The organism is Kribbella sp. NBC_00382, from assembly GCF_036067295.1.
In the GTDB taxonomy this organism is placed as follows: Bacteria; Actinomycetota; Actinomycetes; order Propionibacteriales; family Kribbellaceae; genus Kribbella.
In genome coordinates this window covers 8,452,856-8,469,867 of record NZ_CP107954.1, presented here as the reverse complement: position 1 = coordinate 8,469,867, position 17,012 = coordinate 8,452,856, and the positions used below count along the sequence as shown (strand labels likewise).

Below are 17,012 nucleotides of genomic sequence, written 5' to 3'. Positions count from 1 at the left end.
TAGCCTTAAAGCCCGTGGACAGAGCTTCGTTCGGGCAGCAGACCAAGCACGTATTCGTCACCGGTGGCGTCGCCTCCAGTCTCGGCAAGGGGCTGACAGCGTCAAGCCTCGGCAGCCTGCTGACGGCACGGGGCATCCGGGTGACCATGCAGAAGCTGGATCCCTATCTCAATGTGGATCCCGGCACGATGAACCCGTTCCAGCACGGCGAGGTGTTCGTCACCAACGACGGCGCCGAGACCGACCTGGACATCGGGCACTACGAGCGGTTCCTCGACCGGGACCTGTCCCAGGTCGCCAACGTCACCACCGGCCAGGTCTACTCGTCGGTGATCGCGAAGGAACGCCGCGGCGAGTACCTGGGTGACACCGTCCAGGTGATCCCGCACATCACCAACGAGATCAAGGAACGGATGCTGGCGATGGCCGGCGCCGACGTGGACGTGGTGCTGCACGAGATCGGCGGCACGGTCGGCGACATCGAGTCGCTGCCGTTCCTCGAGGCCGCGCGCCAGGTCCGGCACGACGTCGGCCGCGACAACGTCTTCTTCCTGCACATCTCGCTGGTGCCGTACATGGCGCCGGCCGGCGAGCTGAAGACCAAGCCGACCCAGCACTCGGTCGCCGCGCTGCGCTCGATCGGTATCCAGCCGGACGCGATCGTCTGCCGGGCCGACCGGCCGATCCCGGACAGCGTCAAGCGCAAGATCTCGCTGATGTGCGACGTCGACGTCGAGGCCGTGGTGGCCGCGGCCGACGCGCCGAGCATCTACGACATCCCCAAGGTGCTGCACTCCGAGGGGCTGGACGCGTTCGTCGTCCGCCGCCTCAACCTGCCGTTCCGCGATGTCGACTGGACCCGCTGGGACGAACTGCTGAAGGTCGTGCACAGCCCCGCCGACCAGGTCACGGTCGCGCTGGTCGGCAAGTACATCGACCTGCCGGACGCGTACCTGTCGGTCGCCGAGGCGCTGCGGGCCGGCGGTTTCGACAACGACGCCAAGGTCAACCTGCGCTGGGTCCCCTCCGACGAGTGCGCCACTCCCGAGGGTGCGGCGCGGCTGCTCGGTGACGTGGACGCGGTCTGCATCCCGGGTGGCTTCGGCGTCCGCGGCATCGAGGGCAAGATCGGCGCGATCCGGTACGCCCGCGAGAACGGCGTACCGATCCTCGGACTCTGCCTCGGCCTGCAGTGCATGGTGATCGAGGTGGCCCGCGACCTGGCCGGACTGACCGAAGCGAACTCGACAGAGTTCGACCCGGACGCGGAGCAGCCGGTGATCGCGACGATGGAGGAGCAGAAGCACATCGTCGACGGCACCGGCGATCTCGGCGGCACGATGCGGCTCGGCCTGTACCCGGCGAACCTGGCCGAGGGCTCGATCGTCCGCGGCCTGTACGGCGCTCCGTCGATCCAGGAGCGGCACCGGCACCGGTACGAGGTCAACAACGCTTACCGCGACAAGCTGGAGGCCGCCGGGCTGGTGTTCAGCGGGCTGTCGCCGGACCACGAGCTGGTCGAGTTCATCGAGCTGGACCGGGAGAAGCACCCGTACTTCGTCGCCACCCAGGCGCACCCGGAGCTCCGCTCGCGGCCGACCAAGCCGCACCCGCTGTTCTCCGGGCTGATCTCGGCGGCGCTGGTCCGCCAGCGTGAGTCGCGGCTGCCGGTCGAGGACCTGACCAAGAAGCCCGCTTCCAAGGCTGCGGGGTCGAAGGGCGCCAAGGCTGAGCCGGCTGTTGTAGAGACGGCGAAGGCGTGACGACCGACCACCCGGTACTCCGCTTCGGCGCCGGGCTGGCCGACTCGCGAGAGTCGTGGGAGGTCTCCTCCTCGGAGGTCGTGCACTCCACTGGGCGGGTGATCTCGGTCCGCCGCGACCAGATCGTCCCGCCGGGCGGTGGTGAGACCTTCACCCGCGACGTGGTTGTCCATCCTGGTGCTGTCGGGGTGGTGGCGTTGGATCCTGACAATCGGATGCTGCTGGTACGTCAGTACCGGCATCCGGTGGGGTATCGGCTGCTGGAGCCGCCTGCTGGGCTTCTCGACGTCGCTGGTGAGGCGTACCAGCTCGGGGCCGAGCGGGAGCTGTGGGAAGAGGCGGCTACCAAGGCTGCTGACTGGCGGGTGCTGGTGGATGCCTTCACGTCCCCGGGGCTGACCAACGAGGCCGTGCGTATCTTCCTGGCGCGCGAGCTGTCGGAGGCGCCTGAGACCTACGACCGCCTCCACGAGGAAGCCGACATGGAGACCGTGTGGGCTCCGCTGGTCGACGTCGTCGGCGCAGTGCTGGCTGGGGATCTGCACAACCCCATCTTGGTGATGGGTGCGTTGTCGGCTTGGGCTGCGCTCAACGGGCCTGGGTTCGATAACCTGCGGCCGGCTGACTCGCCTTGGCCCGCTAAGGACTGAGCTTCAGGCCGGCGTGCGGAAGGTGCGGCGGTAGGTGTCTGGTGGGACGCCTACTACCCGCTTGAACTGGCGGCGGAGCGTTGTGGCCGTGCCCATGCCTGTTGCTGTGGCCACTGACTCGATGCTGCCGGTGGTGGACTCCAGGAGCTCCTGCGCGCGGCGTACGCGCTGGGTCAGGAGCCATTGGAGTGGGGTCTGACCAGTGACCGAGTGGAACTGGCGGCCGAGGTTCCGAGTACTCATGCTCGCCTGCTTGGCCAGGTCGACGACAGTGAGCGGCTGGTCCAGCCGCTGCTGCGCCCAGGCGAGTACGCCGGCCAGTAGGTGCTCGCCCGAGGGCTGCATCGGGGTGGCGACGAACTGCGCCTGACCGCCGGGGCGGTGCGGCGGCATAACCAAGCGGCGAGCGACCGTGTTGGCGATGATGGCACCGTGGTCGAGGTGGATCAGGTGGATGCAGAGATCGACTGCAGCCGCCTTGCCTGCAGCGGTGAGCACGCTGCCGTTGTCTGTGTAGAGCACGTCCGGGTCGACAGTGGCCTCAGGATGGCGAGCAATGAGCTCCACTGTGTGCGCCCAGTGGGTAGTGGCGCGCCTGCCGTCCAGTAGCCCCGCAGCACCGAGTGCGAAGGCACCTGTGCAGAGCGAGGCGATCCGGGCACCAGCGTCGTGTGCTGCGCGGATCGCATCGACCAGCTCGGCCGGCGGCGGTACGTCGACGTCTGCACAGGCCGGTACGAGCACGGTGTCGGCAGTGACGATCTGCTCCAGCCCGTACTCCGGTGCGAGCGTGAACGGCCCGATGTCGACGGGTCCAGGGCCGCAGAGCAGTACGTCGTACCAGTCCTCGCGAGCCACCTCCTCCGGCGGCGTCCGGAAGATCTCGTACGCCACCGCCAGCTCGAAATGCAGCAGGTGACCCGCGGTCGCGATCGCGATCGTATGCATGTCCGAAAGTGTACGCATGCTGTCGTTTCGGACTCTCACGGAAGAGACAGGATCCCAGCGAGAGTGGAGGCATGCAGAACACAGTGGTGGTTTACGGCGCGACCGGGCACACCGGCCGCTTCATCGTCGCGGAGCTGGTCGAGCGCGGCTTCGTCCCGATCCTCTCGGGCCGGGACGCGGGGCGGCTCGAAGTACTGGCCAAGGAGTACGACGGGCTGACCGTGCGCCCGGCGACAGCGGATGACCCGGACTCGCTGGACCGCGCGCTCGACGGCGCCGCGGCGGTCATCAACGCGGCCGGGCCGTTCGCTGTGACGGCAGGCCCAGTGGTCGAGGCCGCGTTGCGCGCAGGCATCCCGTACGTCGATGTCGCGGCCGAGATCGAGGCCAACGCGGACATGTTCGCCAACTACGCAAAGGCCGCGGCGGAGGCGGGCGTAGCCGTAGTACCGGCGATGGCTTTCTACGGCGGACTGGGCGACCTGCTCGTGTCGGCAGCCATGGGCGACTGGACCACTGCCGACGAGGCTCACATCGCCTACGGCTTGACCAGCTGGCACCCCACCCCCGGCACCCGCAGCGCAGGCGCCATCTCCCACGACCGCCGCGCCGGCCGCCGACTCCGCTTCAGCGATGGTCGGCTGCAGTACCACGACGACCAGCCGGTGCAGGAGGCCTGGAGCTTCCCGGAGCCGCTAGGCGTGCGTCAGGTGATCGCTGAGTTCACCATGGCCGACGTGGTGACGATCCCTAGTCACCTGCAGATCCCAGAGGTCCGCACCTACATGTCAGTCGAGGCCGCCAAGGACCTGTCGGACGAGAGCACTCCAGAGCCTGTGGCAGCCGACGGCAAGGGCCGCTCGGACCAGACCTTCGCAGTGGACGTCCGAGTCCGGGCAGGCGACATAGAACGCCGCCTCACCGCTCACGGCCAAGACATCTACGCCATCACCGCACCCCTGGCGGTAGAGGCGGTCCATCGCATCCTGACCGGACGCACTCGCACTACCGGCGTCGCCTCGGCCGGAAGCATCTTCCACGCCGAGGACTTCCTCCAGGCGCTCGCCCCCGTCCTGTCGGTGAAATAGAACGCGGCCGCCGGGGGAGCCCCGGCGGCCGCATTCAGTGGTTGCTGTCAGAAGCCCAAGCGGAGGGCCAGCAGGATGTCGGTCTTGCGGTTGGGGGCGCCGTCTACCGGGGCCGGGTCTTCCGGGGTGGGCTTGACGCCGGCTGCGGCTACCCGGTCCAGGGCCTTGAGGCCGAGGCGGTCTACTGAGCCGAAGACGGTGTAGTCGGGGCGCAGGCGGGAGTCGGCGAAGACCAGGAAGAACTGGCTTCCGTTGGTGTTCGGGCCGGCGTTGGCCATCGCCAGGGTGCCGCGGGCGTAGACCTTGCGGGTACCCGTGGTGTCGCCCGGCCAGTTCGGCAGGTCGGTCGGGAGCTCGTCCTTGTACGAGTAGCCCGGGCCGCGCTCACCGGTACCGGTCGGGTCGCCGCACTGGAGCACCTTGAGGGTGTCGTAGAGGGTCAGCCGGTGGCAGGTGGTGAAGTCGTAGAAGCGGCTCTTGGCCAGGTGCAGGAAGCTCTGCACCGTACAGGGCGCCTTGGCCCGGTCCAGCGACAGCAGCATCGGCCCCTGGTTGGTGGCCAGCAGCACCTTGACGATGCCCTTGTCCGGCGTGTGCTTGGGGTCCGGCGGCAGCGACACCGGCCGCGGCGACGGGTCGTCCGGCGTCGAGGTGTACCCGCAGGGACCGCTGGTGGTCTTCACCGGTGCGGCGGCCTGAACCGTCGCGGGCGAAGCCAGCGCAGTACCGGCTGGTGCTACCAGGCCTGCGACGGTCAGCGCCGCGCAAGCCATGATTCTGGTGGCTCTCATCGATCGTTCTCCTTCAGGGCGTTCGGGATCAGCCGGTGGCCAGCGTGAAGATCCGCAGGTCGCGGTTCTTCGGCAGCGTCACGCTAACCGGTGTCTTGCCCGCCGGGAAGGTGAACGGCGCGGTAGCGAAGATGTGCGTGGTGACATTGTCCTTGCCGCCGCCTGCCTCGTTCCGGTACGGCGTGGTCGCGACGATCAGGTTGCCGAAGTGGATCGTGTCGCCGCCGCCACCGAGGGTCCAGTCGCTGAACGACAGGTCGATCGGTCCGGTGCTGCCGTCGGAGTACGTCAGCGTGGCGGTCGTCTGCTGGTTGCCGTTCACCGCGCTGCCGACGAAGGACAGCTTGGTAGCACTCGCGGGGAGGTTCAGATTGAGCAGTTGCCCGTCCGCAGGCACGTTGTCGGGATCACCAGCCGGTACTGCGGGCCAAGTGAACGTCAGGCCTTCCTTGGTGACAGTGGCGCCAGGGGCGAGTCCTGCCGCAGCGAGAGCCTGCCGGGAGTAGCTGACGCCACCACCGTCGTAGTCGGCCTCGTTGTGGTCGCCTGCGTCATCGGAGGCCGCTACACCTTCCCGGAGTACGGAGAAGGAGTTCGGCTCGCCCACAACGACGGTGAAGCCCAGCCGGGGGAGGGCTGTGCCGTCTGCTGCCTGAAGGGCCACAGTGACCGAGTAGCGGCCGTCCGGAGTACCGGCGGCTGCCGAGATGGTCACTGGTGCACTGCCTACGCCACTGGCTGGGTCCACCGTGAATGTGCCACTTGCAGGTGACGCGGTGAGTCCGGCTGGCGTTGTCACGGTGTACTTGACGCTGGTCGCGTTTCCGTTGAGCCGGTGCGCCTGGATGGCCACTGGGTCGCTAGTGGTGCCAGGAGCGACTACTACCCGACTGGTGTCGGTAGAGGTCTGGAACGGGATCTCCCCGGTCCGCCAGGAGCGCGGTGCGTCCTTGGCTGCGCTACCCCACGAGGTGTTGGGCGTAGTACCGAGGTGGAAGTCGAGCGTGCCGCCGTGCTTGACGAAGTCCTCGTCCAGCCACGCCTTGCTCGAGTTCTGGCCGTTCACGCTCAGGCTCTGGACGTACTGCGCCGGCGCCTCGGGTGCGGTGATCTCGATCGACTTGCCGTGGTCGCGGTGGATGATCGCGTGCGTGAAGGTCGGTGCGCCGACCTGCAGGTCCGCACGGCTCGGGACGTCGGGGTAGAGGCCGAGCGCGGTCCACACGTACCAGGACGACATGGCGCCGAGGTCGTCGTTGCCGGGGATGCCGCCGGTGGTGGTGTTCCACAGCTGCGTCATGGCCTGCCGCAGCGTCTCCTGCGTCTTGTACGGCTGGCCTGTGTAGTTGTAGATCCAGGGCGTGTTGATCGACGGCTCGTTGTCCATCTCTGCATGCAGGTCGCCCGAGTGCGTCAGAGCCCAGTTGCCGTTCGGGTCCTTGAAGAACGCGTCCAGCCGCTGGCTCGCCTTCGCCTGGCCGCCCATCGCGTCGAACAGCCCGGCACGGTTGTGCGGGATCATCCACGTGTACTGCGCGCTGCTGCCCTCGGCGAACCCGTCCTGCGTCGCCGGCTCGAAGCCCGGCCAGGCGCCGTTCTCGTCCCGGTTCTGGATGTAGCCGCCGTTCTCCGGGTTGAAGACGTTCTGCCAGTACTGCGACCGCTTGAGGAACTGGTCATAGGTCTTGCTGTCGTTGGTCTTCAACGCCAGCTGCGCGATCGCGAAGTCCGCGGTGGTGTCCTCGAGCGTCTCGACGGCGCCACCCCACGCGTTCGACTTGGTGGGGATGTAGTGCAGGGCCAGGTACTTGTCGAGCGACGGGCGCTGGCCGATCGACATGACCGGCTTGCCCGCGGAGCTGAGGTCCTTGGCGGTCGGTACGGTCGCAGCCTTCACCAGTGACTTCAGGGCGTCACGGGCATCGAAGTTGGTACCGCCGAACGCGTAGATGCCTGCCACTGCTGGTGCGGCCGGGTCGCCGGTCATGACGGCGGTACTGCCCGAGGCGTGGGTCCAGCGGTCCCAGATGCCGCCGTTCTGGTCGGCCTGGTTGAGCAACGACTGGGCGATGTCTCCAGCCTTGCGGGGCTCAATGAGTGTCAGTAGCTGGACCTGCGACCGGTAGACGTCCCAACCGGAGAAGGTCGCGTACTGCGCTTCCTGTACTCCCTTGACGCGGTGCTTCTTCTGGTCGAAGCCCCAGTACTCGCCGTTGACGTCGCTGAACAGGTTCGGGTGCAGCAGTGCGTGGTACAGCGCGGTGTAGAAGGTGGTGCGCGCTGCGGGCGTTCCGCCGTCGACCTGGATCTTGTTGAGCTGGTCGCGCCAGGCCTGCTTCGCCTTGGCCGCAGTGGTCTCCAGCGACGTGCCGGTCGGGTTCTCCGTTGTCAGGTTGGCCTGCGCGTTCTCCTGGCTCACGTAGGAGATGCCGATGCGCATGTTGACCGTCTTGGCGTCGAAGCCGACGTATCCGCCGGAGCCCTTGTTGGCGGGCATCCAGCCGTCCGGCCCGTACGTCGTACCGCCCTGGGCGCTCGTGCTGCCCGGGGTGACGGTGGTGTCCTTCCAGGTGCCCGTCTTGGCGAAGGGCTGGTCGAACTGGGCAACGAAGTGCAGCGTGTAGTAGCTGCGACGGCCGACCGAGGCCAGGTAGCCGCAGAAGTTGCCGGCGGTCACCGAGCCGGTGATGGTCCGGGTGGCCGGGTCGATCGAGATCTGGGCGTCACTGCTGCCCACCTCGGAGTTGGAGGTCCGGAAGAGCAGGGACGAGGCCTTGTCGGCCGGGAAGGTGAACTTGGCCGAGCCGGTGCGTGGAGTAGCCGCTAGCTCGGTGGTGACGCCGGAGTCGAGTCCCACCTTGTAGTAGCCGGGCTTGGCCACCTCATTGGCGTGGGAGAACGTGCTGGCGTAGGTGGCGTCGGTTGCGTCTGCCTGGGGAGAGGTGGTGACCTCACCGGCGTACGGGAGGATCGGGATGTCGCCGGAGCCGCCGGCGCAGCCTGTACCCGACATGTGGGTCAGGCTGAAGCCGCGGATCTTCGTGGCGGAGTACAGGTAACCACCGGGCGCTGCGGTGCGGTACGCGTTGCCCCTGCTCGTCTCCGGGCTGAAGGAGAACATCCCCTGCGGAGTCACTGCGCCAGGGAAGACGTTGCCCGCGTTGGTCGTGCCGATGAGCGGGTCGACATGGTCTGTCGGGTCCACTGAACTGGTGGTGATCCGCGACGTGCCGGTGGCTTGCGGGGTGGCGCGCAGGCCGGGCGGAGTGGTGTCCGGTGTGGCAGTGGTCGGCCAGGCCTTCCCACTTGGACTTGGTGGCGCCGGACTGGGCCCGGCGAGTGCTGAGGTTGTCAGCGAGACGGCTGCGATCAAAGACCCAGCCAGTACTACGGACGCGCGGCGGCGCAGGGCGGACTTCTTCAAGGGGTTCCCCACCTTCGACGTCGATTCACGGGCGGCGTGACATCGTTGTCAGCAAGAAATACCCGAGCCACCGACCACCGTCAAGGGATCACCCACGATCCGCAACTCCGCGACCCCGGAGCGCTACCGCTGCCTCAGAGGTCGTAGGCAGGCTGGTGATGCGGCTGGTAGAGCCCGAGATTTGATCAGCCAGCCGTGTCCGGCGTCGACGTGCGGGTAGCCGAGCACGTCGCGCAGGAAGGCGCGGTCGGCCTCGGCATCCCGGCTGTAGATGATGACGTGCGCTCCGTTGATCATTCGCCGAGGCCTTTCCCGAGAGGTTCGCCGGAGGTTTCGGCGAGCGCGGCCGCCACCGTGCGGGCGTTGGCGAGGAACTCGTCGTCCGGGATCGACGGCAGCAGGTCGTCCCAGGCCGCGATCATCGCGCCGCGCAGTTGCATCATGCCGAGCGGCCTGGCCAGGAACCAGATGTGGAAGTGCTCGCTGCCGTCGCCCCAGCGATTGAAGTGGGTACGGCCGACTCCGGGGATCCGGCGGATGGCTCCTGCGGTGCGCTGGATCATCGGGCCGAGGGTCGCCGTCAGTTCGGCAGGCAGCTCGTCCAGGCGGAAGTGCTCGCGGGGCACCATCAGGGCGACCATCGGCAGTCCGCTGGGCTGGATGGCCTTCAGCACCCACTGCTGGTCGGCCCAGATCGCATCCTTCTCCGGGTCGACGCAGGTCGGACAGGGCCCGGCCTCGGGCTCGCCTGCGCGGGGTGGCTCAGGTAGTACCGGCTCGGCCAGTGGGACGACCTGGAGGTCGCCCTCGAAGGGGAAGAACGGTCCGCCCAGCACGGGATCGGCTGACATGCGTTCGCCATACGGGAGCCTGCGGTGGTAGTCGCTCGGGTACTCGTTCATGCCCGAAGGCTACGGTCGGAGCATGTCACTTGATGAGCAGCCAGAGCTGGCTGAAGTACTGGGGTTGGAGCGGCATCCGGAGGGTGGGTGGTTCCGGGAGACGTGGCGCTCGGAGGTGTCCTTCCAGCCCGACGGGTACGACGGGGAGCGGGCCAGTGCCACGGCCATCTACTTCCTGCTGGCGCCGGGGGAGGAGTCGCGCTGGCACCGGGTGCGGTCGGCCGAGATCTGGCTCTGGCACAGCGGTGGACCGCTGACCCTCGACCTCGGTGGTACCGGTGACGACCCTGGTGAGCCTGATCCGATCACGCTCGGCCCAGACGTGAAAGCCGGCCAGCACCCGCAGGCCGTAGTACCGGCGGGTGCTTGGCAGGCTGCGCGACCGGCAGGCGATCAGCCCGTACTGGTCTCCTGCATCGTGTCGCCCGGCTTCGACTTCGCCGACTTCACCCTGCGTTAGACCAGTACGGTCGCCAGCGCCTCGTAGCCAGGCAGCAGGTCGGGGCCTTCCTTGCCCAGTTGCTGTACGACGACCTGGTCGGCTCCGGCGTCCAGGTGCGCCTTGAGACCCTCGGCGACCTCCACCGCGGTCCCATGCAGCACCAGGGCGTCGACCAGGTCGTCACTGCCGCCGTCGGCGAAGTCGTGGTCGCTGAAGCCGAGCCGCTTCAGGTTGCTCGTGTAGTTGCTCAGCTTGAGGTAGGTCGCCAGGTAGTCGCGGGCGACGGCCCGGGCGAGGTCGTCGTCGGTCTCCAGCACCACCTTCTGCTCCGGCGCGAGCAGTACCCCGGCACCGAGCGTCTCCCGGGCCTGCCGGGTGTGCTCGGAAGTGGTCAGGTAGGGGACCGCACCGGCGCTCCGCTCGGCAGACAGCTTCAGTACGCGCGGGCCGAGGGCTGCCAGCACTCGCCGGTCCACCGGGACCTTGCCGTCGTCGAGCGCGTCCAGGTAGTCGACGATCGTCTCGTACGGCGTCTTGTAGTTGCCGGTGTGCTCCCGGTGCCCGATCCCGACGCCCAGCAGGAACCGGTCGGGGTGCTCGCTTTCGAGCCGGTGGTAGGACTCGGCCAGTACGGCGGGGTCGGCCTTCCACATGTTCACGATGCTGGTGCCGACCACCGCGTTGGTGGTGGAGGCGAGCAGCACCTCGGCGTCCCGCAGGTCCTCCGTCGGGGAGCCACCGAGCCAGAGCGTGCCGTAGCCCGCCTGCTCAACCCCGGCGGCAAGCTCGGGCCCCCACTTGTGCGCTTGGTGCCAGACCCCGAACCGTCCCAGATCGACCGCCACGTCGTGCTCCTCTCGTCAGTACGTCTCAACACAGGCGACAGCGGGCGGACCGTCGTTCCAGCCTGGATCTCCTCACCTGGCAACGATGGCAGGTCCAAGCGTAGAGGTAGGACGCAATCCCGGCCGCCCCGATTTCATTCAGTGGTCAACCTTCCGGCGTTTCCCGAAGGGGTACCGGAAAGTAGCTGAACGGGTTAAGAAATGGCCGATGTGAAAGAGCGCGGTAAAGATTAACCGGACTGCCACGCGGTGTTCCTGCGCGTCGGCCGTGAGCAAGACCATCCGGTCGGCTGGTATGAACCCGGCAGGCTTACACTCGGCAGCGACCTGGCGTTCCCAACCCCTCGAAACGCCCGGGCCGCGGACCACAGCGAGGTGGGTCGCCGGCGACTCGGACGTAATCCCCTGAGTCGTCACCTGGATACGGAAGAAGGGCAAGTTGTGAAGGTCGGAGTACCGAAGGAAGTCAAGAACCACGAATACCGGGTGGCCATCACCCCGGCCGGGGTGCACGAGTTCGTGCGCAACGGGCACGAGGTTCTGATCGAGCAGGGGGCCGGTACCGGTTCGCTGCTCCCCGATGAAGAGTTCGTCGCGGCGGGCGCCCGGATCGTCCCCACCGCCGACGAGGTCTGGGGCGAGGCCGAGCTGGTGCTGAAGGTCAAGGAGCCGGTGGCCGAGGAGTACCACCGGATGCGCAAGGAGCAGGTGCTGTTCACCTACCTGCACCTGGCCGCCAGCCGCGAGACCACGGCCGCGCTGCTCGAGTCCGGCACCACCGCGATCGCTTACGAGACGGTCCAGCTCCCGGACGGCTCACTGCCGCTGCTGGCCCCGATGAGTGAGGTAGCGGGCCGGTTGGCGCCGCAGGCCGGCTCGTACCACCTGATGGCCAACGGCGGCGGCCGCGGCGTCCTCATGGGCGGCGTCTCCGGCGTGCACTCGGCCCGGGTCGTCATCATCGGCGCGGGTGTCGCGGGCATGAACGCTGCGGCGATCGCGCTCGGCATGCAGGCCGAGGTCCAGCTGTTCGACCGCAACATCGCCCGGCTGCGCGACGCCGACCGCACCTACCAGGGCCACCTGCGGACGGTCGCATCGAACGCGTTCGAGATCGAGAAGGCGGTGCTCCAGGCCGACCTCGTGATCGGCGCCGTGCTGGTCACCGGGGCGAAGGCGCCGAAGCTGGTCAGCAACGAGCTGGTCTCGCGGATGAAGCCGGGCAGCGTTCTCGTCGACATCGCGATCGACCAGGGCGGCTGCTTCGAGGACTCGCACCCGACCACGCACGAGGACCCGGTCTACAAGGTGCACAACTCGCTGTTCTACTGCGTGGCGAACATGCCGGGCGCGGTGCCGAACACCTCGACGTACGCGCTCACCAACGTGACGCTCCCGTACGCCGTGGACCTGGCGAACCTGGGCTGGCGCGAGGCGCTGAAGCAGGACCACCCGCTGGCGCTCGGCCTGAACACGCATGCCGGCCACGTCACCTACGGCCCGGTCGCCGACGCGCACGACCTGCCGCAGCTGAAGCTCGACGAGGTGCTCGTCTGAGCCGGGAGATCACCCGTGCGGTCAGCTCCTACCTCGACCATCTGACGGTCGAGCGCGGGCTGGCCGCCAACACCCTGGCGTCGTACCGCCGCGACCTGCGCCGGTACGACGCCTACCTGGCCGGCGTGGAGATCGACAGCTTCGGCCGGATCTCCGAGGCCGTCATCGGCGAGTTCCTGATGCGCCTGCGCGAGGGAGACGCCGACGACCCGCCACTGACCGCATCTAGTGCGGGGCGGACAGTCGTGGCCGTCCGTGGCTTCCACAAGTTCCTGCTGCGTGAGGGGCTGACCACTGTCGACCCTGCGGCTGCAGTGAAGCCACCTGCTCCTCCACAGCGGTTGCCCAAGGCACTGTCCGTGGATGAGGTGACTCGGATCCTTGCTGCTGCAGCAGGGGCGGAGGCGGAGCCCGCAGTACTGGCTACTCGGGATGCTGCGCTGCTGGAGTTCCTGTACGGGACCGGCGCGCGCATCTCGGAAGCTGTCGGGCTGGACGTGGACGAGGTCGACCTGGAGACGGGCACAGTGCTCCTGCGGGGCAAGGGGAGCAAGGAGCGCGTCGTTCCGGTAGGCCGCTACGCGCGCGATGCGATCTCGGCGTACCAGGTCCGTGGCCGGCCTGACCTCGTGCAGCGGGGGCGAGGCTCACATGCCCTCTTCCTCAACGCCCGCGGCGGTCGCCTGTCGCGGCAGAGCGCTTGGACCGTACTGCGTCGCGCAGCGGAGCGGGCCGGGATCGCCAAGGACATCTCGCCGCACACGTTGCGCCACTCGTTCGCCACGCATCTGCTGGACGGCGGCGCCGACGTACGGGTGGTGCAGGAGCTGCTCGGACACGCGTCCGTCACCACCACGCAGGTCTACACACTCGTCACCGTCGACAAACTCCGCGAGGTGTACGCCACCTCCCACCCGAGGGCCCTGTCTTCCTCTTAACTGGGCGCGTGGCAGATCAGAAGACGCCGGAAGAGCGGCATGCGAGCTGGCTGGAGCTGTTCTTCGATCTGACGGTGGTAGCGGCCGCTGCGCAGATCTCGCACCGGCTGCACGGCGCGGACAGCATCGGGCAGGTAGCGGCCTGCGCCGCGATGTACTACGCGATCTGGAGCGTCTGGACGACCACCAGCGTCTACGCGAACGTGGCGGGGGAGCGGACCCGGCGGCGCGCAGTACTGCGGACCATGCTCGGCATCGCGGTGATGGCGGCGACCGTACCGGGGGTGTGGCCGGAGCTGCTTCCCGGTGAGCACGAGGAGCTCAAGGGACGTACCGCTGTCTTCGTCGTCGCGTTCATCGTCTGCAGGGCGATCGCTTCCAGGTCTGCGGCTCGGGACGGACAGGTGGTCGCGTTCTGGCCGGCCACACAGAGCCTGATGGGTACGCCCTGGCTGGTGTCGCTCTTCGTGCCGCACACGGTCGCGTACTGGCTGTGGGGAGTCGCGATCGCCGTGGACATCGCCTTCTCGATGCTCGGCGCCCGGAACCCGCGTGCGGTCGAGGAGATGACGAAGCGCGCCCGCAAGCGGCAGGAGCAGCAGGACCGGCAGCAGGAGCGCAGGCTGGCCCGGCTGATCGAGCGCGGGATAACACCGGACCAGCTGCCGACCGTGCCGACGACGTACATCTCCGTGGCGCAGGTGGAGCGGGGTCATCTCGACGAGCGGCTCGGGCTGTTCGTCATCATCGTGCTCGGCGAGGCGCTGGCCCAGGTCGTTGCCTCGAACACCGAAGAGGCCTGGACCTACGCGGTGGTCGCTTCCTCACTCGCTGCCTTCCTGGTGCTGGTCATGCTCTGGCAATTGACCACCCTGTACGGCTTCACCCCGGCGCCGCGTACCACTGCACCGTTGGAGCCGTGGCAGTCGCTCCCGGCTCACTTGGGGGTCACCGCCTCGATCGTGGCCATCGCAACCGGCTTCGGCGCTCTGATCCCGGATGCGGCCGAGCATGTCCACGACAAGGACCGCTGGTACCTCTTCGGCGGCCTGGCCCTCTACTTCCTCACCAGTCTCTTCGCCGGCCTCGCTGGCAAGGCCCCGCTCCGCTGGTACCTCGGCTGGCTACTCCCAAGCCTCCTGGCCGCAGCCGCCATCGCAGTCTTCGGCCACCCACTCGCCGGCTGGGCCCTAGCCGTCCTCGCCTGGGTCACCCTGGGCTGGTTCTCCACCTACAACAGCCTCCCCGCCGCCCGAGAAAGACTCACCCGTGTACTACGAAGACAACGGCCAAGGTGAGGCCGTCCTGCTGCTCCCTGGTTGGGGCGGCAGCATCACTGACCTCAACCCTCTCCGGCAGGCGCTAGGGGACGGCTTCCGGGTCATCGCAGCCGACCTACCCGGCTGTGGTCGCTCGGAGCCGCGGACCTACACCGCTGACTTCTACTCCCAAGACGCTCGGGCGTACCTCGCTCTGCTCGACCAACTCGGGGTCAGAGCCGCACACCTGGTCGGTTTCAGCGACGGCGGTGAGACAGCATTGCTGATGGCTGCGCTCGCACCGGACAGGGCGCTGTCGGTAGTGGCCTGGGGAGCCGCAGGCCAGGTTGTCGAGCCGGTCGAAGGGTTCGGCCCGCTGGAGCGGTTGCTGGACGAGCCGACCGAGCAGTTGCTGCCGCTGGCGGCGTACCTGGCTGAGGCCTACGGCCCGGAGCGGGCTCGGGCCATGGCGGCCGGCTGGGGTGGTGCACTGCGGGAGATCGTCGCCGCTGGTGGCGACATCAGCCTGTCGCGGGCCAGCGCGATCACCTGCCCGGTACTGCTGGTCATCGGCTCGGACGATCCGTACTGTCCGGTCGCCGCTGTCCGCGAGCTGGCCGATGCCATCCCACGAAGCCGGCTGCTCGAGCTGGAGAACGTCGGACACGATGTCCATCTGGCCGCGGCCGGGTTGCTCACCACTGTCGTGCTCGAGTGGTTGGGTGATCACTGAGAGACCCCGATGCAGGGGATACAGCAGCGGTGTGCGATCATTCCGTCACGGTCGGTCACTCTGGCGGGGTGATCGGGCGTGCCCGGAAGGTCGGCCGACCCGGCTGCGGAGTGGCTGGTTGAGAGTGCTTGAATGCACGCTTACAGTCGCTGGGATCGCCCGTATCGGTTGAAAGGTTTGACGAGTCATGAACGAGTCGACATTCCCGGGCACCCAGCACCTGTCGTCGTCGACGGAACCGATGTCGTCGACTCCTGACCCGGCGCCCGCCACGCCCACAGCGACACCCCTTGCACCACCCGCCGAGACACCAGTTGTGACCCCGGCGCAGAACCCGGTTCCGCCCCGGACCGTCACCCCACCCAGTAACTATGCGGAGATGCCCCGGCCGACGGCCAAGCTCACCGCGGAGGACATGCACCCTGTGAATGACGCGAACGGCGCGAGGGGCAAGATCGGGCCGACCGGACGGCCGTTGCCCGACCTGCCGGACGTCCTGCCGCCGACCCGGCGCGGCCCCGCGCAGGTGATCGCGATGTGCAACCAGAAGGGTGGCGTCGGCAAGACCACGACGACCATCAACCTGGGCGCCGCGATCGCCGAGACCGGGCGCAAGGTGCTGCTGATCGACTTCGACCCGCAGGGCTCGGCCTCGATCGGCCTCGGCGTGCAGCCGCACGACCTGGAGATCTCCGTCTACAACCTGCTGATGCAGCGCGACATCACCCCGGACGAGGTGATCCAGGCGACGAAGGTGCCGAACCTCGACCTGCTGCCGGCCAACATCGACCTGTCCGCGGCCGAGGTACAGCTGGTCCAGGAGGTCGCCCGGGAGTACACGCTGTCGCGGGTGCTCGAGCCGATCATTCCGCTGTACGACGTGATCCTGATCGACTGCGCGCCGTCGCTGGGCCTGCTCACCGTGAACGCGCTGACCGCGTCGAACGGCATCGTCGTCCCGCTCGAGTGCGAGTTCTTCGCGCTCCGCGGCCTGGCGATGCTGACCGACACGATCGGCAAGGTGCAGGACCGGCTGAACCCGAAGCTGGAGATCGTCGGCATTCTCGGCACCATGTTCGACGGCCGCACCACGCACGCCCGGGAGGTGCTCGACCGGGTCGTCCAGGCCTTCGACGAGCGCGTCTTCCACACCGTCATCCGGCGTACCGTCAAGTTCCCCGAGACCACCGTCGTCGGCGAACCGATCACGACGTACGCGCCGTCCTCATCTGCGGCTACCCAGTACCGCGACCTTGCCAAGGAGGTGCTCGCGCGTTGTCCCGCCGGGTAAGCCTGCCAGGTGCCAGTGAGCTCTTCGGGGGCGCGGCACCCAAGCAGACCAGACCCGAGAAGCGCACCACCACTGACGGATCGTCGCTGGCCGACGACCGCCCCGGTCCGAACGGACGCGGCCGCACGGCCGTGGTCGAGGACCGCAAGTCCAGTGGACGGATCCGGCACGACACGAAGATCACCGTGTACGTGACGGAAGAAGAGCTGCTCGGACTAGAACAGACTCGGCTCGCCCTGCGCGCCGAGCACGGCTTGACCGCCGATCGCGGCCGGATCGTCCGGGAGGCGATCGACGTGTTGCTGGCCGATTTCGTCGACCACGGACCCGACTCCGTGCTGGTGCAGCGCCTCCGGGCCGCGGCTCCGGAGTGAGCCGGCG

The 17,012-nt window shown here is 68.1% G+C and carries 17 protein-coding genes; 11 read left to right on the top strand and 6 right to left on the bottom strand.

The window, feature by feature from the left end:
• Positions 1-14 precede the first annotated feature (14 nt).
• On the top strand, positions 15-1,763 hold the full coding sequence (locus OHA70_RS39670) for a CTP synthase (protein WP_328327044.1): 1,749 nt from the start codon (positions 15-17) through the stop codon (positions 1,761-1,763).
• Positions 1,760-2,413 (top strand): NUDIX hydrolase, encoded by a 654-nt coding sequence (locus OHA70_RS39665; protein ID WP_328327042.1) that lies wholly within the window; start codon positions 1,760-1,762, stop codon positions 2,411-2,413. The genes OHA70_RS39670 and OHA70_RS39665 overlap by 4 nt, the downstream gene beginning before the upstream one ends.
• Positions 2,414-2,416: 3 nt before the next feature.
• Here OHA70_RS39665 and OHA70_RS39660 read toward each other — a convergent pair whose 3' ends face one another.
• Positions 2,417-3,361 carry a helix-turn-helix domain-containing protein gene (locus tag OHA70_RS39660; protein ID WP_328327040.1) on the bottom strand — a complete coding sequence of 315 codons (945 nt, stop codon included), beginning with the start codon at positions 3,359-3,361 and terminating at the stop codon, positions 2,417-2,419.
• Positions 3,362-3,432: 71 nt separating this feature from the next.
• Between OHA70_RS39660 and OHA70_RS39655 the strand changes: the two genes are divergently transcribed.
• The gene (locus OHA70_RS39655; protein WP_328327038.1) at positions 3,433-4,449 is read left to right on the top strand and encodes a saccharopine dehydrogenase NADP-binding domain-containing protein; all 1,017 of its coding nucleotides are present in this window, start codon (positions 3,433-3,435) and stop codon (positions 4,447-4,449) included.
• A 47-nt stretch (positions 4,450-4,496) separates the two neighbouring features.
• Here the strand turns inward: OHA70_RS39655 and OHA70_RS39650 are convergent, their stop codons facing one another.
• The gene (locus tag OHA70_RS39650) at positions 4,497-5,240 is read right to left on the bottom strand and encodes a peptidylprolyl isomerase (protein WP_328327037.1); all 744 of its coding nucleotides are present in this window, start codon (positions 5,238-5,240) and stop codon (positions 4,497-4,499) included.
• Positions 5,241-5,268: 28 nt separating this feature from the next.
• Positions 5,269-8,445, bottom strand: coding sequence for a GH92 family glycosyl hydrolase (locus OHA70_RS39645; RefSeq protein WP_328327035.1), 3,177 nt, complete (start codon positions 8,443-8,445; stop codon positions 5,269-5,271).
• A 7-nt stretch (positions 8,446-8,452) separates the two neighbouring features.
• Here OHA70_RS39645 and OHA70_RS39640 point away from each other — a divergent pair, with 7 nt between their 5' ends.
• Positions 8,453-8,704 carry a hypothetical protein gene (locus OHA70_RS39640; RefSeq protein ID WP_328327033.1) on the top strand — a complete coding sequence of 84 codons (252 nt, stop codon included), beginning with the start codon at positions 8,453-8,455 and terminating at the stop codon, positions 8,702-8,704.
• A gap of 83 nt (positions 8,705-8,787) precedes the next feature.
• Here the strand turns inward: OHA70_RS39640 and OHA70_RS39635 are convergent, their stop codons facing one another.
• Together OHA70_RS39635 and OHA70_RS39630 are read right to left on the bottom strand one after the other, a co-directional pair.
• Positions 8,788-8,961: a hypothetical protein gene (locus tag OHA70_RS39635; RefSeq protein WP_328327031.1), complete on the bottom strand. Its 174-nt coding sequence runs from the start codon at positions 8,959-8,961 to the stop codon at positions 8,788-8,790.
• Positions 8,958-9,566, bottom strand: a complete 609-nt coding sequence (locus tag OHA70_RS39630; RefSeq protein WP_328327029.1) for a hypothetical protein — start codon at positions 9,564-9,566, stop codon at positions 8,958-8,960. The genes OHA70_RS39635 and OHA70_RS39630 overlap by 4 nt, the downstream gene beginning before the upstream one ends.
• A gap of 22 nt (positions 9,567-9,588) precedes the next feature.
• Between OHA70_RS39630 and OHA70_RS39625 the strand changes: the two genes are divergently transcribed.
• Positions 9,589-10,026, top strand: a complete 438-nt coding sequence (locus OHA70_RS39625; RefSeq protein ID WP_328327027.1) for a cupin domain-containing protein — start codon at positions 9,589-9,591, stop codon at positions 10,024-10,026.
• Here OHA70_RS39625 and OHA70_RS39620 read toward each other — a convergent pair.
• Positions 10,023-10,853 carry an LLM class F420-dependent oxidoreductase gene (locus tag OHA70_RS39620; RefSeq protein ID WP_328327025.1) on the bottom strand — a complete coding sequence of 277 codons (831 nt, stop codon included), beginning with the start codon at positions 10,851-10,853 and terminating at the stop codon, positions 10,023-10,025. The genes OHA70_RS39625 and OHA70_RS39620 overlap by 4 nt on opposite strands.
• Positions 10,854-11,294: 441 nt before the next feature.
• Between OHA70_RS39620 and ald the strand changes: the two genes are divergently transcribed.
• The 6 genes from ald to OHA70_RS39590 all read left to right on the top strand — a co-directional run bounded on the left by ald (position 11,295) and on the right by OHA70_RS39590 (position 17,005).
• Complete coding sequence (gene ald / locus OHA70_RS39615; RefSeq protein ID WP_328327023.1) at positions 11,295-12,410, top strand: alanine dehydrogenase; 1,116 nt, start codon at positions 11,295-11,297, stop codon at positions 12,408-12,410.
• Positions 12,407-13,348, top strand: a complete 942-nt coding sequence (gene xerD / locus OHA70_RS39610) for a site-specific tyrosine recombinase XerD (protein ID WP_328335321.1) — start codon at positions 12,407-12,409, stop codon at positions 13,346-13,348. The genes ald and xerD overlap by 4 nt, the downstream gene beginning before the upstream one ends.
• Before the next feature lie 8 nt (positions 13,349-13,356).
• A complete protein-coding gene (locus OHA70_RS39605) occupies positions 13,357-14,646 on the top strand; it encodes a low temperature requirement protein A (RefSeq protein WP_328327021.1) in 1,290 nt (429 codons plus the stop codon).
• Positions 14,618-15,340 (top strand): alpha/beta fold hydrolase, encoded by a 723-nt coding sequence (locus OHA70_RS39600; protein ID WP_328327019.1) that lies wholly within the window; start codon positions 14,618-14,620, stop codon positions 15,338-15,340. The genes OHA70_RS39605 and OHA70_RS39600 overlap by 29 nt, the downstream gene beginning before the upstream one ends.
• Before the next feature lie 415 nt (positions 15,341-15,755).
• Entirely contained in the window at positions 15,756-16,631 is an 876-nt protein-coding gene (locus OHA70_RS39595; protein WP_328335319.1) for a ParA family protein, read from the top strand.
• Positions 16,616-17,005, top strand: coding sequence for a hypothetical protein (locus OHA70_RS39590; protein WP_164599735.1), 390 nt, complete (start codon positions 16,616-16,618; stop codon positions 17,003-17,005). The genes OHA70_RS39595 and OHA70_RS39590 overlap by 16 nt, the downstream gene beginning before the upstream one ends.
• Positions 17,006-17,012: the final 7 nt, after the last annotated feature.